Origin of the sequence: Pseudarthrobacter sp. PS3-L1 (genome assembly GCF_030063285.1) — a bacterium.
Taxonomy (GTDB): Bacteria; Actinomycetota; Actinomycetes; order Actinomycetales; family Micrococcaceae; genus Arthrobacter.
In genome coordinates this window covers 142,712-158,021 of sequence record NZ_JASISU010000004.1, presented here as the reverse complement: position 1 = coordinate 158,021, position 15,310 = coordinate 142,712, and the positions used below count along the sequence as shown (strand labels likewise).

Annotated in this window: 15 protein-coding genes; 10 read left to right on the top strand and 5 right to left on the bottom strand. The window is 62.6% G+C overall.

The features are described from left to right. Position 1: 1 nt before the first annotated feature. The 4 genes from QMG79_RS12045 to QMG79_RS12030 all read left to right on the top strand — a co-directional run bounded on the left by QMG79_RS12045 (position 2) and on the right by QMG79_RS12030 (position 2,442). Positions 2-253 carry a hypothetical protein gene (locus tag QMG79_RS12045; RefSeq protein ID WP_283538848.1) on the top strand — a complete coding sequence of 84 codons (252 nt, stop codon included), beginning with the start codon at positions 2-4 and terminating at the stop codon, positions 251-253. A gap of 3 nt (positions 254-256) precedes the next feature. Next, the gene (locus QMG79_RS12040) at positions 257-511 is read left to right on the top strand and encodes a PspC domain-containing protein (protein ID WP_283538847.1); all 255 of its coding nucleotides are present in this window, start codon (positions 257-259) and stop codon (positions 509-511) included. A 157-nt stretch (positions 512-668) separates the two neighbouring features. Further along, the gene (locus QMG79_RS12035) at positions 669-1,694 is read left to right on the top strand and encodes an ATP-dependent 6-phosphofructokinase (RefSeq protein ID WP_283538846.1); all 1,026 of its coding nucleotides are present in this window, start codon (positions 669-671) and stop codon (positions 1,692-1,694) included. A gap of 31 nt (positions 1,695-1,725) precedes the next feature. Next, entirely contained in the window at positions 1,726-2,442 is a 717-nt protein-coding gene (locus tag QMG79_RS12030; protein WP_283538845.1) for a GNAT family N-acetyltransferase, read from the top strand. On the opposite strand, the gene QMG79_RS12025 is transcribed toward QMG79_RS12030, so the two are convergent. From QMG79_RS12025 to QMG79_RS12005, 5 genes are all read right to left on the bottom strand, one after another. Continuing rightward, positions 2,429-3,934 carry a DHA2 family efflux MFS transporter permease subunit gene (locus QMG79_RS12025; RefSeq protein ID WP_283538844.1) on the bottom strand — a complete coding sequence of 502 codons (1,506 nt, stop codon included), beginning with the start codon at positions 3,932-3,934 and terminating at the stop codon, positions 2,429-2,431. The genes QMG79_RS12030 and QMG79_RS12025 overlap by 14 nt on opposite strands. Before the next feature lie 137 nt (positions 3,935-4,071). Beyond that, a complete protein-coding gene (locus QMG79_RS12020) occupies positions 4,072-4,455 on the bottom strand; it encodes an ankyrin repeat domain-containing protein (RefSeq protein WP_283538843.1) in 384 nt (127 codons plus the stop codon). Further along, positions 4,452-5,537, bottom strand: a complete 1,086-nt coding sequence (gene ygfZ / locus QMG79_RS12015; protein WP_283539245.1) for a CAF17-like 4Fe-4S cluster assembly/insertion protein YgfZ — start codon at positions 5,535-5,537, stop codon at positions 4,452-4,454. Before ygfZ ends, QMG79_RS12020 begins: the two co-directional genes overlap by 4 nt. Before the next feature lie 271 nt (positions 5,538-5,808). Then, positions 5,809-6,438 carry a nitrobindin family protein gene (locus tag QMG79_RS12010; protein ID WP_283538842.1) on the bottom strand — a complete coding sequence of 210 codons (630 nt, stop codon included), beginning with the start codon at positions 6,436-6,438 and terminating at the stop codon, positions 5,809-5,811. A gap of 172 nt (positions 6,439-6,610) precedes the next feature. Then, positions 6,611-7,345 (bottom strand): permease, encoded by a 735-nt coding sequence (locus tag QMG79_RS12005; protein WP_283539244.1) that lies wholly within the window; start codon positions 7,343-7,345, stop codon positions 6,611-6,613. A gap of 410 nt (positions 7,346-7,755) precedes the next feature. On the opposite strand from QMG79_RS12005, the gene QMG79_RS12000 reads away from it, so the two are divergent. The 6 genes from QMG79_RS12000 to QMG79_RS11975 all read left to right on the top strand — a co-directional run bounded on the left by QMG79_RS12000 (position 7,756) and on the right by QMG79_RS11975 (position 15,284). Then, the gene (locus tag QMG79_RS12000) at positions 7,756-8,454 is read left to right on the top strand and encodes a winged helix-turn-helix transcriptional regulator (RefSeq protein ID WP_283539243.1); all 699 of its coding nucleotides are present in this window, start codon (positions 7,756-7,758) and stop codon (positions 8,452-8,454) included. Between the two features lie 340 nt (positions 8,455-8,794). Beyond that, complete coding sequence (mshD, locus tag QMG79_RS11995) at positions 8,795-9,763, top strand: mycothiol synthase (protein WP_283538841.1); 969 nt, start codon at positions 8,795-8,797, stop codon at positions 9,761-9,763. 130 nt (positions 9,764-9,893) lie between these two features. Beyond that, positions 9,894-12,143, top strand: a complete 2,250-nt coding sequence (locus QMG79_RS11990; protein ID WP_283538840.1) for an RNA degradosome polyphosphate kinase — start codon at positions 9,894-9,896, stop codon at positions 12,141-12,143. A gap of 64 nt (positions 12,144-12,207) precedes the next feature. Further along, positions 12,208-13,131 carry an NUDIX hydrolase gene (locus QMG79_RS11985; RefSeq protein ID WP_283539242.1) on the top strand — a complete coding sequence of 308 codons (924 nt, stop codon included), beginning with the start codon at positions 12,208-12,210 and terminating at the stop codon, positions 13,129-13,131. 84 nt (positions 13,132-13,215) lie between these two features. Further along, a complete protein-coding gene (locus tag QMG79_RS11980) occupies positions 13,216-14,877 on the top strand; it encodes a hypothetical protein (protein ID WP_283538839.1) in 1,662 nt (553 codons plus the stop codon). After that, a complete protein-coding gene (locus tag QMG79_RS11975; RefSeq protein ID WP_283538838.1) occupies positions 14,874-15,284 on the top strand; it encodes a GntR family transcriptional regulator in 411 nt (136 codons plus the stop codon). Before QMG79_RS11980 ends, QMG79_RS11975 begins: the two co-directional genes overlap by 4 nt. The last annotated feature ends 26 nt before the right edge of the window (positions 15,285-15,310 follow it).

Below are 15,310 nucleotides of genomic sequence, written 5' to 3'. Positions count from 1 at the left end.
CGTGAAGCAAACAGCGCCCAAAAGCGGGCCTAGCACACCAGCCACGGCCCCGGTCCGGGTTGGCACAATGGTCTGGGGACTCCTTATTGTGGCACTCGCTGCCATTATCATCATTGGCACGCTCGAGCCCCTAAGCCTGAACGGCACCTACGTCACGATCGGGCTTATTATCGGCGCCGGGGTGGCACTCGTAACTGGCGGACTCATCGCCGGGAAACAACGTGACAATCACTCGCCAACAAGGAAGTCTTGACCCATGGATAAGTTCTTTAGCATTGTCAGAGGCCTCGGCCTCACCCGCGGCCCCAAGAAACTTCTTGCCGGAGTCCTTGGTGGTATTGCCGCCAAACTGGGCGTGGACGTGGCCTACGTCCGGATCGGTTTCCTGATCTTCTGCCTGCTTCCGGGGCCGGCCGTCGTGTTCTACCTGCTGGCATGGGTGGTCCTCCCGGATCAGAACAACTCAATTGTCCTGCAGCGCTTCCTTGACCGCAGGGCCCTAGGCAAGTAGCGGCAGTCAAGACGACAAAAACCCCATGGCGTGCCAGCTTCCGGACTGGCACGCCATGTTTCGCATTTGTGTCCTTCCCCACACCTGCCACTAGACTCTAGGTGAGCTCAGCGTCGCGCTCTGCCTTTATTCTTCCCACCAGGATTGAGCCAGAGACATGAAAATCGGAATTCTTACCAGCGGCGGCGACTGCCCCGGCCTGAACGCGGTCATCCGCGGCGCGGTCCTCAAGGGCATTGCCATCCACGGACACGAATTTGTCGGTTTTCTTGACGGATGGCGCGGTGTTGTCGAGGGAGACATCATCGAGATCCCCCGCACCATGGTCAGGGGCATTGCCAAGCAGGGCGGCACCATCCTGGGTACTTCCCGCACCAATCCATTCGAGAATGGCGGCGGCCCCGAGGTCATCAAGGCCCACATGGACAGGCTTGGCATTGACGCGATCATCGCGATCGGTGGAGAAGGAACACTTGCAGCTGCGAAGCGGCTGACAGATGCTGGCCTCAAGATCGTGGGTGTGCCCAAGACCGTGGACAACGATCTTGACGCCACCGACTACACTTTCGGATTTGATACTGCCGTGCAGATTGCCACCGAGGCGATCGACAGGCTCCGTACCACCGGGGAATCCCATCACCGCTGCATGATTGCAGAAGTCATGGGCCGGCATGTCGGCTGGATTGCCCTGCATGCCGGTATGGCAGCAGGCGCGCACGCCATCCTGATCCCCGAGCAGAAGATCAGTATCGAGCAGATCACCGAATGGGTCCAGGAAGCCCATGCTCGTGGACGTGCTCCCCTGGTGGTTGTAGCCGAGGGTTTTGTTCCGGACCACATGGAATCCCCCCACTCCGAGCGCGGCCTGGATACCTTCGGCCGCCCGAGGCTCGGCGGAATCGCTGACCAGCTGGCGCCCGAGCTCGAGGCCAGAACCGGAATCGAAACCCGTGCCACCATTCTGGGACACATCCAGCGCGGTGGGGTGCCGTCAGCCTTTGACCGCGTCCTGGCAACCCGGTTGGGCATGGCCGCAGTGGACTCCGTTGTCGAAAAACGCTGGGGCACCATGGTGTCGCTGCATGGCACGGACATTGCACACGTGGGGTTCGAGGCTGCATTGGGCAAGCTCAAGACAGTCCCCCAGGAACGCTACGACGAGGCAGCAGTCCTCTTCGGCTAAGCCGGCGCTCCCGCATGGGTAGGCTGGGTTGATGACACTGGACCCCGGCTCCTCCGCCATCATCCATCTAGCGTGGGCCAGACGCCTCGGCCTGCCTGATACTGCGTTCTCGGACGCCACAGGGCCGGATGAGCGCCTGGTTCACGTCGATAATGCCGCCCAGGAATTGCAGTTTGTCCGCCTCTTCGGAATCTCTGCACTCACCGGACCTGCGTGGGCGGTTGATGCAGCGGCCGGAGTTTCCGACGAGGATTTGGCCCAACACGTCACGATGCTGTCCCTGACGCGGTCCCATGGAGGCCACGGGCTAGGTGCTGCTGCGCTTTTCTTCGCTGATGACCTTGCCCTTGAGCAGCCCGACGAGGACCTCACCGTGTCCAGCTCACCAGCAGATGTGGTCCAGCTTGAGAGCCTCTGCCCGCCAGATGACGTCAATGAGGTCAACCTGGCAGGCATGGAGCGGTACTTCACAGTTGTGCACGACGCCGGAAACGGCAGGGTGCCGCTGGCCTGCGGCGCGTACCAGGAATGGGAGGGCCTGCTGGCCCACCTTGGGGTTCTGGTGGATCCGGAACTGCGACGACGCGGCCTGGGGGCAACTGCCGCTGCGATTGTCTCGCATGAGGCGCTGGCCAGCGGATTGACACTGCAATGGCGGGCGGAAGTAAGCAACGCTGGCTCACTGGCCCTGGCCCGCCGCCTGGGCTTTACCCCCGGCGGCGTGCACACGCGGGTCAGGCTTGGCTAGCAGAAGCTTCCTGATCCTTGACAGCTGTCTCTGTAGTGGGATCCCAGGAGACGGGCTGCGGCTTGGCGAAGAACAGCGCCACTGCAGCACCGAGCAGAATCACGGCGGCGGGCAGCATAATGGCCTGTCCCATGGCCGTGGAAAACCCCTCTTTCAGGGCGTCCGGCAGCTGCCCGGAAAACTGCATGGCGCTTCCGCCGGGACCACCTGAGGGAAGTTCGGCAGCCAACCGCGACTGGATCAGCACCGCGATGGCGGCGCTGCCGAGCACGGCACCGATCTGCCGCGTGGTGTTGTACACACCAGAGCCTGCACCGGCCTGCTGCGGAGGCAGGTTACGTGTTGCAGTGGAGCTCAGGGGCGCCCAGATACCGGCATTTGCCAAGCCCAGGACGGCGCTAGGCAGTAGGAACAGGAGAATGGGCGTATCCGGGTGCATCAGCGCCGAGTTCCAGAAAAGCCCTACAGACATGAGGATCAAGGCTCCGCTGGTGATGTATTTGGGGTTCACGCGGTCAATGATCTTTCCGACAACCGGGGCGAGCCCGCCTGAAATGACAGCTGTGGGGATGAGAAGCAGCGCAGATTCTGTGGGCGACATGCCACGGACCAGCTGATAGTAGAAGATCAGCGGCAAGCCAAACGCGGTTACCGTGAAGCCGACGGTGGTGATACCGATGTTGGCCAGCGAGAAGTTGCGGTCGGCGAAGAGTGAAAGTGGCAACAGTGGCTCGCCCTTGTTGAACCGCTGCCATAGGACAAATCCGACAAGGACTACAAGCCCTGCAATGATCAGGCTCCAGACCGAGATGGGGCCAACGATGGTGCCCCAGTTGTAGGTTTCGCCCTCCTGGATTCCGAAAACCAGCAGGAAAAGGCCCACTGCGCTCAGGATGACGCCCGGGATATCGAAGCGATGCTGATGCTGTTTCAGGGACGGCACAAAGCGCCACGCAAAGATGAAGCCAACGATGCCCACCGGAATGTTGATGAAGAAAATCCATTCCCAACCGAGACTGTCCACCAGGACTCCGCCCAGGACTGGGCCCACCAGCGTGGCGACGCCCGCGGTGGCCCCCCAGAGACCCAGGGCTGCGCCACGACGGTTCGGTGGGAAGATGCGCGTGATGACGGCCATGGTCTGCGGAGTCATGAGGGCAGCACCGAGGCCTTGGAGGACACGGGCGGTGATCAGGGTGTGGATGTCACCCGACAGGCCACACCACAGGGAAGCAACAGTAAAGACCGCAAGACCCGTGAGGTACAGGCGTTTGGGCCCAAACCTATCCCCCAGGCGCCCGGTGATCAGGAGGGGGACCGCGTAGGCCAGCAGGTATGCGCTGGTTACCCAAATGACGGAGTTGATATCCGCGCCCACGCCTTCCATGATGCTCGGATTTGCCACTGACACGATGGTGGTGTCCACCAAAATCATGAAGAAACCGACGACCAGCGCCCACAGCGCCGGCCAAGGCCGTTCTATCTCTTCCACTACTACCTCTAATTTCCTGGACTCAAGAGTCGTCGTGCTTCTGGCCCGAGGGCCCGGGAACAACCCGTTCACGGGCTGCTGGGGGTGGAGTCAAACTGGCGGCTCCTGATGCGGATAAAATCCCTGGCGCCGTGACGTCAGGAGAAGAGCGCCTGGATGTCCGCACGCTCGAACATCGTGGCTGCGGCACGGGCGGAGGGTGTTCCAGCATCGGGATCTGCACCGGCGGTCAACAGGGCCCGCGCGACGTCCGTATATCCCTTGAACACCGCACCGGCGAGCGGTGTCTGGCCCCTGTCATTGGGCGTGTTGGGCTCCGCACCGTGGCCCAGCAACATGTCCACCGTGCCGACATGGCCGTGGTACGCGGCGAGCATCAGCAAGGAGTCACCTGACGACCCTGTCAGCTCCACGGGCGCCCCGGCAGAAAGGTAGCTGTCCAGGAGCCCGCTGTCGCCAGCACGTGCTGCGTCCAACAGCGACTGTGCCAGCGCAACGGCATCCGCGTCCGGGGTGCTCACGTGCGGGCCTTCTTCAGGAAACCTGTTTGCCGACCAACTACCTGGCCGGCGTCTGGCGCGACGATAATCTCCTGCACTGCAGTGTAGGGTTCGTCGCCGTCCATCACCGTCAGCAGCGAATCGGGCGCCACAGACCGCTTGATGACCGCCAGTGCAACCGGACCCATCTCGAAGTGCTGCGCCACCGAGGTGAGCGTACCCACCTTGCGATCCCCCGCGAAGACCTCGTTTCCGGGCTGTGGCATCGTGTGCTGGGAGCCGTCGAGCTGTAGGAAGACAAGGCGACGTGGAGGATGGCCGAGATTATGGACGCGCGCCACGGTTTCCTGGCCCTTGTAGCACCCCTTGGACAGGTGGACAGCCGTGCGAAGCAGGTCCAGTTCGTGGGGGATGGTTCGCTCGTCGGTTTCGCTGCCCCAGCGCGGCCGCCAGGCTGCGATCCGCAGCGCCTCGGCTGCCATCGAACCGGCAAGTGCCCGGTCCCCTACTGTTGCGGCAAGCTCCTCCGCAGGAATCAGATATTCGAACCAAGGGCGGTCCCTGCCAGGGTGCTCATCAATCCCGGCAGTGGAATAGGCGTACCCGCCTGCGCCGAGCTCCGGCCAAGGGTCCACCCAGTGGATGTAGTCCGCCCAGTCGGGCACGGCAGCGGTGCTGCCGATTGTGGCCCACTGCGGCGAGACGTCGGCGACGTCGACCCGCAGCATGAACTTCATCCTGTTGAGCCACTCCGCTAGTGGTGCAGCTTCCGCCGCCTCCACGAGCAACCACGTTGTGGCACCGTCGTCGACGACCCGGGCATCAAACTCGATCCTGCCCTGGACGCTGAGGAACAGCAGCTCCGTTGATTCACCGACGGGCAGAGCAGCAAGGTGCTGGGAGGAGAGGGTATTCAACCACCTGAGCCGGTCCGGGCCGCTGACGGTCACCACCCCGCGCTGGGAAAGATCAACGACGGCGGTCCCCGCAGACAGCGCGCGCTGCTCACGCAGTGGTTCACCATAGTGCGAGGCCACGCCAGAGTCGGCGCCAGTGCCCTGGACAGCGCCAGGCCGCACCAGTAATGGGCTTGTGTAGGTCATATCTGGGTCAACGTCCTCAAGGCTCAGCAGTATTCCGGATTCTCGATATCGGGTGCTAGCCCAGCGTCCCATGCCGCAGGAATATTCCCATAGACAGGGTCCCCTTCGCTGACGGGAGCGTTGGCCGGACTATCCAGTAACAGTCCTGGGGCGATGCCTATGGGTCGATGCCATGGGCGACGGATGGATCAGATGTGCGATGGAACATTGATTCATCGATAGTGCCGCAGATCAGGCAATGGAGTGCTGGCAGATGTGCCGGGACTGACGCCTATTCCGGGGCGCTGTCCGAGCGCAGGCGCTTCAGGAATGCCGAGGCGTGGGCTGCCAGGCCTTTTCCGGTGCCTTCACCGCCCGTGGCCACATCCCAACGCCAGAGAAGGCTGCCATCGACCAGGCCGAAGATCCTGGTGGCAGCGGTGTATTCCTTGGAGTGGCTTCCGCGCATCACCATATCTGTACTCAACTGGATCTGGGGTCCCTTGATCTGGCCGTAGTACAGCTCGGAGATTCCGCCCGGGTGAGAGATGGAAACCGAGACGTCAAAACCACCTGTGTCATTCCTGAGTGCTTCAACGTCCTCGGCGCTCTTCAGCGCTGGCACTATATCTGCGGGCATGAGACCGGGACCGCCGTCTGCATCACCCTGTTTGCGCTCAAGTGCCCAAAAGCCCGTCTCCACGGTGAGCGGGCGGAGGACAGTGCCGTCGTCGGCCGTGACCCAACTTTCGGCGCGATACTGCAGGTATGGGAGGCCGTTGTGCGTGAAGGAAACACGCTGCAGGAAATGCTCGGAATCCTCATCGCCACTCCCCAGGCGTCCCGATCCCTCCCACTCCCCGATCAGCCAGGAAAGAGGGACAAGTTCAGGAGTCAGGTCCGTGGGAATTTCAATGGGCACAGCTATTACCTCCGAAAGGTCTCAGGCAGCAGGCGGGAAGCTTACTTCTGGCCCTTGAAAAGGCGGTAGACCACGAAGAACGCGAACCAGGCCATGGCAAGGCTGGCAACCCCGAGGAGGACGAGGAAGAAAATTTCATAGGCAAGAACAGACATGCTGCAATCCTAACGTGTCAGAAGATCAGAAGTTTATCGATGAAGTAAGCCAGGGAACCAACAGCCAAGACCGGAGCCGTCCCCATGGCCAACGCCGCAGGAAAGCTCAGTGGACCGCCCCTGAGGGTCACAAGCCGCCGAAAACTGACCAGGACCGCGCCCACCACCACACCGAATACGGCGGCCGGAATGACGGCAATATCCGAAAAAATCAGGCCCGCGAGAGGACCTGACAGCCCCGCGATAGTGATGCCCAACGGTGCGACGATCGTATCCGGCCAACGAATCAGGCCAACTATCAGCGCAACAGCGGCACTAACCGCCGCCACGGCCAGCATCTCCCGTACGCCGTTAAAGCGATGACCAGCAATCCAGCCGGCGCCCAAACAGCAGAGCATCACCCCGGCTGAGCAGCCCAGTATCGATTCCAACCGCTGTGCCTGCCCAGTACCGCGGAGCAACTGGATAATAAAAACAGCCATCACGCCCAGGGCCATAAAGGCAGGTGTCGCATTCAGGTATCCGGGCGCGGGAGCCAAGTACGCAGCTATTGCCGACGCGATCCCCGGCAGGGCGATGGCCGCGGCGAGCGTCTTCTTGGCCGGAACGCGCAAAAAGTGTGGCCACCCAATACCTGCAGCAGCCGCTGCAACGATAATGACGCCCAGCAGCACCTCAGGCGAGGAGTAGACCCCTGCAACAATGGCTGCCAGGACCACGAGCCCGATGACGCCGATAACCCAGGATTTCACGGAACGACGGGGCAGCACGGCACTTTCGGCTTCCCGTGTGGGCTCCGGCCCCGGACCTGCGGGCTTCACTTCTGGACTCACGTTCGCTGCATCCCATCCTTGCTCTGGTCACTGTGGCAGCTTGCTACCGGCCGAAAACGGTTCCGGCTACTGCACTCAATCCTGCCCTATGTGACCTCCATATGTCGCACGACAGTGGGCCAAACAGTGCCGTTCCGGCGGTTCCAGTGCCCGATTGGGTATAGTTGGGGCTTCAGCTGTTCCGCTTGTAAAGGCCCTGTGCCAGTTTTTTCGGCAACGATCTTCAGGGGATTCGCCTGCTCCGCAGGCGTATTGCAGGATGACAGCGCCGGCCCGTGGAAGCCCGGTTGAAAACGCCCAACGATGCGCCAACTGCCCCTGGAGGAATGATGTCGCACATCCTGCTACTGACCAATAGCGCCGGATCATCCGTTGAGGTTTTGCCTGCGCTTGAGCTGTTGAACCACCGCGTCCACATCCTCCCTGCCGAGCCCACGGCGCTTCTTGACACGGACCCATGCGACGTTGTCCTCCTCGATGCCCGCAAGGACCTGGTCGGTGCGCGATCCCTGACTCAACTGCTCAAGGCAACCGGCCTGAGCGCACCACTGGTGCTGATCCTCACCGAAGGCGGCATGGCGGCAGTTTCGTCGGCATGGGCAGTGGACGACATTGTTCTTGACTCTGCAGGCCCGGCTGAGGTGGAAGCACGCATCAGGCTCTCCATGGCCCGTTCCGTTCCGGAGAAAGAGGACACTCCTTCTGAAATCAGGGCTGCTGGCGTGGTGATCGATGAATCAAGCTACACAGCACGGGTCAACGGCACGCCGCTGAACCTGACGTTCAAGGAATTCGAGCTGCTGAAATACTTGGCCCAGCACCCTGGCCGCGTCTTCACCCGCGCGCAACTGCTGACGGAGGTGTGGGGCTACGACTACTACGGAGGCACCAGGACGGTGGATGTTCACGTTCGACGACTGCGGGCCAAGCTGGGTGCTGACCACGAAAACCTGATCAGCACTGTCCGCAACGTGGGCTACCGCCTCACCCTTGTTAGGCAGCAGGAAGACGAGCTGACCGAGGCGTAGCGCCCCTCTCAAGGCTCGGCCGAGGTTCGGTCGATGCCATCAAGCCGGTACCGCCAGGACGGGAAGTTGCCCCACTGGCTTAAGAACCTAGCTTAACGAAAGAACGCCCCAGCTCATCTGGGGCGTCCTGGCGTTTGTTGTGCGCACATGCCATGCGCTTGTCCTGCATTGGTGGAGGACATACGGGTTGAACGTATCGAAGCCACCCCGGTGGTGGATCCCCCTCGCGCTGGAACCGAAGAACCAACGGAAAAAGACTATACGTGGTTCCGGCAGAAAATTCCATCCGAAAGCCGGCGGACCCTGCAGGCCATCCCCTGGGAGGTACTAGCCTTGCAGGATGAGCTCAGCACATCCCGAAACCTGGCCCGTCGCCGTCGTCCGCGGATCCCTCGATCCTGACCTGATCGGCGACGTCACTGCGCTGCTGGCCGCGGCGACTGAAACTGACGGCAACCCGCCCCTGTCTGAACAGAGCGTGATCACCCTCAGCGGGAAGGCAGGAAGCGCAGACCTTTTGTCGCTGGCCCTCTACGCCGGTGGCGACGATCCCGCCGCACCTGCCACGCCCGACCTCGCTGGGTTCGCCGTGGTGCTCGCGGACCCGGAGGGTGGTGATGTCCTGGAGGTTGCCGTCCACCCGAACTACCGCAATCGGGGCGTTGCCGACCGGCTGGTGGAAGCGCTGAAGGATGAGCGCGGCCTGGCGAACCTGCAGGCGTGGTCGCACGGGAACCATGAAGCCGCAGGGGAACTGGCCGCCCGGTATGGTTTTGGCCCGGTGCGCGAGCTCTGGAAGATGCGCCTGGCTTCCAGCGCCACCGACATGCCCGATGTCGGCCTGCCGGAGGGCGTGAGCATTCGCGCCTTCGTGCCGGGGCAGGACGAAGAGGCCTGGCTGATGGCCAACCGCGAGGCCTTTGCCCATCATCCCGAGCAGGGTGCCATGACACGTGCTGATCTTGATGCCCGCATGGCTGAGGAATGGTTTGACCCGGCAGGCTTCCTCTTGGCCGTTGATGCCGCCGGTACCCTCCTGGGATTCCACTGGACCAAGATCCATCCCGGTCAGCGCGGCCATCAACCCCTGGGTGAGGTATACGTGGTGGGCGTCAGTCCCGCTGCCCAGGGAATGGGCCTGGGCAAGGCCCTGACCGTTGCCGGGATAACGTATCTGCGCCACCATGACCTTGCTGCGATCATGCTCTACACGGATGCGGACAACACTGCCGCAGTGTCCCTCTATACGCGTCTTGGCTTCACCCGCTGGGATGTGGACGTCATGTTCGCTCCGTTGGCCCAACGTTAACCACTGCGACGCCAAGGCGCCGTCCAGCAGCCACGCAACAGGTCTTTGCGTGAGGGAAAGATTGTAAGGTTGGATCAGAATTGCGCCTGCCGCCCGTGGTGGTACGCAGCGCCACCCCTAAGGAGCAGCCATGACACCGGATTCCCCCGATCAAGCCAGCGTTGGCAAGGCATCCCGGCCTCCCCGTGCGCGGTTCGGCTCCTCCGAAGTGCCAGCGTCCCGGGCCACGCAGGACCGGATCGATATTCCTGAGTTTGCGCCAAACCTGCGCCCCGAGGGAGACATCAGCCCGGACCGCTTCCTGGACCGTGAGCTGAGCTGGCTGGCCTTTAATTCACGGGTTCTCGAACTTGCCGAAGATCCCACCCTGCACCTGCTGGAGCGCGTGAGTTTCCTTTCGATCTTTGCGTCCAACCTGGACGAGTTCTTCATGGTCCGTGTCGCTGGGCTCAAGCGACGCATCGCCACTGGCCTGGCGGTCCCCTCGCCAGCAGGTCTGAGCCCGATGGAGGTCCTGGAGGAGATCAGCGATGAGGCGCATCGCCTGCAGCAGCGCCACGCCCAGGTCTTTGCCGAACAGATCAGGCCCGCACTGGCCTATGAGCACATCCACCTCATGCATTGGGATGAGCTTGACGATGCCGCACAGGAACGCCTGAGCCAACAGTTCGCCGAAAAGGTCTTTCCGATCCTGACGCCCCTGGCCGTGGATCCGGCACACCCGTTTCCCTACATCTCGGGCCTTTCGCTCAACCTGGCCGTGGTGGTACGGAACCCGGTCAGCGACAAGGAGCTCTTTGCCCGTGTCAAGGTTCCTGACCAGCTTCCGCGGCTGATCTCCATTGATGGTCCACGCGCTGGGGCCGTGCCCGGCCGTGTGGCCCGTTTTATCGCTCTGGAAGAAGTCATTGCCGTCCACCTGGACAAACTCTTTGCCGGCATGGAGGTCCTGGAACACCACATCTTCCGCGTGACCCGCAACGAGGACGTCGAAGTGGAAGAAGACGACGCCGAAAACCTCCTGCAGGCCCTCGAAAAGGAGCTGCTGCGCCGCCGGTTCGGCCCCCCGGTCCGCCTGGAAGTAACCCATGACATCAACCCGAATATCCTTGCGCTCCTCATCCGGGAACTGGGCGTGGAGGAATCCGAGGTCTACACCGTCCCGGCTCCCCTTGACCTGCGTGGCCTCTCCGTTATTGCCGGAATCGACAGGTCTGACCTGCACTACCCCAAACATGTCCCCCACACGTCCCGCTACCTGAACGAGTCAGAGACCTCCAAGGCTGCGAATGTCTTTGCAGCGATGCGCCGCCGGGACATCCTCCTGCACCACCCCTACGATTCCTTCTCAACCTCGGTCCAGGCCTTCCTTGAGCAGGCTGCTGCCGATCCCAAGGTCCAGGCCATCAAACAGACGCTCTACCGCACATCCGGAGATTCCCCCATTGTGGATGCCCTGATCGATGCTGCCGAAGCCGGCAAGCAGGTCCTGGCGCTTGTGGAGATCAAGGCCCGCTTTGACGAACAGGCCAATATCTCCTGGGCACGCAAGCTGGAGCAGGCCGGCGTTCACGTAGTGTACGGAATTGTGGGACTGAAAACGCACTGCAAGCTTTCCCTGGTGGTCCGCCAGGAGGTCGACGGGCTTCGCCGCTACTGCCACATTGGTACCGGAAATTACCATCCACGCACAGCCAGGTATTACGAGGACCTCGGGCTACTGACGGCCAACAACCAGGTGGGCGAGGACCTATCCAAGCTCTTCAACCAGCTCTCCGGGTATGCTCCAAAGTCGACGTTCAAACGACTCCTGGTGGCACCGCGCTCTGTCCGTTCGGGCCTCATTGACCGCATTGAAACAGAGATCCGCAACGCCAAGGCCGGCCTGGTTGCCAGCGTTCAGATCAAGGTCAACTCCATGGTTGACGAGGCCATCATTGATGCGCTGTACCGTGCCTCGCAGTCGGGCGTCCAGGTAGGGGTCATTGTCCGTGGCATCTGTTCACTGCGCCCGGGAGTCCCTGGCCTGAGCGAGAACATCACTGTCCGTTCCATCCTTGGCCGATTCCTGGAGCACTCCCGCGTCTTCTCCTTCGCCAACGCCGGTGACCCCGTTGTCTACATCGGTTCTGCCGACATGATGCACCGCAACCTTGACCGCAGGGTTGAGGCACTGGTACAGCTCGCCGCCCCCGACGACGTCACCTATGTCCAGGACCTGTTGCTGCGCTACCTGAATCCAGGGACCGCTAGCTGGCACCTGGACAACGAGGGTGGCTGGACCAGGCACCATGTGTCCGATGACGGCACACCGCTGGAGGATGTGCAGTCCTGGCTGCTGGAGTCCCGCGCCCGCCAGCGCACGTCCACCCGGCGATAGGGCTGCTTTGACAGGCGACAACTTTCCCGTGGTGGAAACCGAACAGGGCACCGCGCCCGCGCAGATGCCTGTGTCAGTTGTGGCGGCCGGCGCTATCCCCTGGCGCGTCACCAAGGACCGACTCGAGGTCTTGCTGATCCACAGACCGCGCTATGACGACTGGTCCTGGCCCAAAGGCAAGCTGGATCCCGGCGAAACCATCCCGGAGTGTGCAGCCCGGGAGGTCTGGGAGGAAATTGGACTGGCTGCAGAGTTGGGCATTCCGCTCCCTGCCATCTACTACCCGGTCGCAGCTGGACGCAAAGTTGTCCACTACTGGGCAACAGAGGTCAAGGGGCAGCGGATTCTGCCCGATGGCAAGGAAGTGGACAGCGTCATGTGGTGCGCCCCGGAAAAGGCTGCCACGCTGCTGACCAACCCCTCCGACGTCGAGCCCCTAGAATTTCTGATGGCCGCACACCGGCGCGACGAACTACGCACCTGGCCCCTGATTGTCCTCAGGCATGCGAAGGCAAAACCACGCTCCTCCTGGAGCCGGGCCGAGGGCGAACGTCCCCTGGCGGCAACAGGGATCCGGCAGGCACAGTCGGTCAAACGGCTGCTGCAGGTGTGGCGACCCATGCGCGTTGTCACCAGTCCGTGGCTGCGGTGCATCGCCACCATTGCGCCGTACGCCAAAGCCGTGGACGCCAAAGTCAAGGTCCACGACGCCCTGACCGAACATCACCATGCACGGAAGCCGAAAAAATCCACCGGTGTCCTGGAGGCGTTGTTCGATAAGCAGAGGGGCGTGGTCCTGTGTACACATCGCCCGGTCCTGCCTGCTCTGTTCCGTCAACTAGCTGCCCACATGCCGGGTCGACTCAGCGCCATATTGCCCGGCGACGAGCCCTTCCTCGCACCCGGTGAGGTGGTGGTCTGCCATGTTGCAGTCGCCAAATCCGGCCAGGTCGTTGCCGTAGAACAGGTCAAACCCTTCGACGACTGACCCACCTGCCGGCCGCATGGGTTGACACCTGCAACTTTGTATCAAATGCTTGATACATTGAAACAAAGCCATGGGGAGGCCGGCATGAGTGCCATCAATAATCTTTCGTGGGTACTGGTTCCTGGGGCATTCCTTGGACCGGTGGCCCTCGCCATTGTGCTGTACCTCATGCTGCGGCTTGTGCTCAAGGCACCTGGTGGCCGCATGTCGGCGATCTCGATTTCCCAGCATGCCCTGTGGATCGGCGTCATTGGCTGGCTTGCAAGTTCTCTGGCGGGTGCCAGCACACTGGGTATCCTCGAACCAAGCGCAGGAACATCGCTGGCATCCTGGCCGGGAATGGCGCAGGCCGTAGTCTGGCCCGTGATTGCCATGGTGGGCGTGCACGCAGTGGGGCAGTTCAGTTACCCGCAGCCCAGCGGCAGGCGCCGTACTGCAGGGCTCTCCGTTCGGAGCATCCGGGATTTCTTGCCCCGCGGACTCGCGGCCGTCACGGGAGTTTCGCTGGTGGCGAGCGCAGCGACCATTGGTTGGGTAGCTTTCCTGCCCGGCTTTCCTGCGAGCTACCCCAGCGATGGTGCGGAGCTGGCCCAACGGATCGGGCCTGGAAGGATCGAGGGCGCCGACGTGGCCCTGTGGCTTGGCGTCGCCTGGATACTTCTGGCTGCTGGAACGGTAGGCGTACTGTGGCTTATTGCCCGACGGCGGCACCTGGAGGCCCTGGATGTCACTGACAATGACATCCTGCGCACCATCGCCATGAATCGCCTGCTCCGCACCGTCACCACTGTCGCCTGGGGGCTGGCAGGGATCGTAGGTACCTTCGCCACCACCCAGGACCCGATGGTCAGTGCTACCGGCTCGGTCAACATCCTGGCTCTCATCAACGGCGTCGTCCTGCTCTGGATGTGGCTGTGGGCACCGCCCACGTTGGCTGCCGCTGGAGGCACCAGTGGTTCGTCCGGCAAGAGCCGGTCCGCACCGGACTTCACAGCCCAGCCAGCGGCCCAGGTGGTGGCCGCAATTGGGACAGCGTCGCCATTCCTCGGGATTGTGGCTGGCGTCCTGGGACTGTTGACTGTCACGGGCAGTACCACTGGACCCGCCAGGTTGCTTGGCGTGGCAGGCATGATTGCCGCGACAGCCGTTCTCACGATCATCGCTGGCGAGCTTCTGCTGCAGCGCAACCACGGGGGTCCGCCACAGTCACGCGCTACACAGGTTCGCTGGGTCCACCCGGCAGTGAAATGGACAACCATCGCCGTGGGACTCCTCTACGCAGCTGTCCTCACCGTGAGCGCCGTAGGCGAGTCTCTCCTGGCGGCGTCCACGGGGCTCATTCGCACGCTCGCGTGGCCAGTCTCTGGCGGCGTGGTCACCGGGACGCTTGTGCTGGCCGCCCTGGGCGTAGTCCTGGTCCTGCGTCGACGCAGGACCAGCCCGGACGTCGATGGCCTGGATACCGCGCTGCGCAGCATCAGCCTCCACCGGATACTGCGGATCACCTGCGCGCTGCTCATCTTCCAGACCGGCCTGCTGCTGGCAATGCTCAGCCCTGTGTGGCCACTGGTCCTGGGCCTGGAGGATCCCGCCGTGCTGGGCGTGGCACGGGACGCTCCCTGGCAACCGGCAGTGGTGGTCGGAACGATCCTGTGGATTGCTGCACTGGTGCTGACAGCCTTCCCCGTCAGTTCTTTTGCACGCAGCCCCAAGAACGCGGACGTGAAGGCCGATGCGCGGCTATGAGCACCCCGGCGCTTTCGGTGGACCTTCGCGCAGCAACCCCACCGTTCGAACAAATTCGGCTCCAGGTAGCAACCCTCATTGAGCTGGACATCCTGGCACCTGGCTCGAGGCTACCCACTGTCCGCAGTCTCGCGGCGGACCTGGGGCTCGCTACCGGCACTGTCGCCAGGGCGTATAAGGAACTTGAAGCCGGTGGCTATGTAGAATCACGACGACGCTCGGGGACCATCGTCAGCGCCAACCCGCCCAGCGGACTGCCTCTTCCCGAACCGGACGTGCCTGCAGACGTCCGGGCCGCCGTCGTGCACCTGGTGGTCACACTTCGCGGCACGGACATCACCGAAGAGTCCCTGGTGAACCTGGTGCGGGCGCACCTGCGCAAGGACCGTCCGCGGGGGCAGCGCTGAGGCACAACTCCTCCAGGGTAATTTTG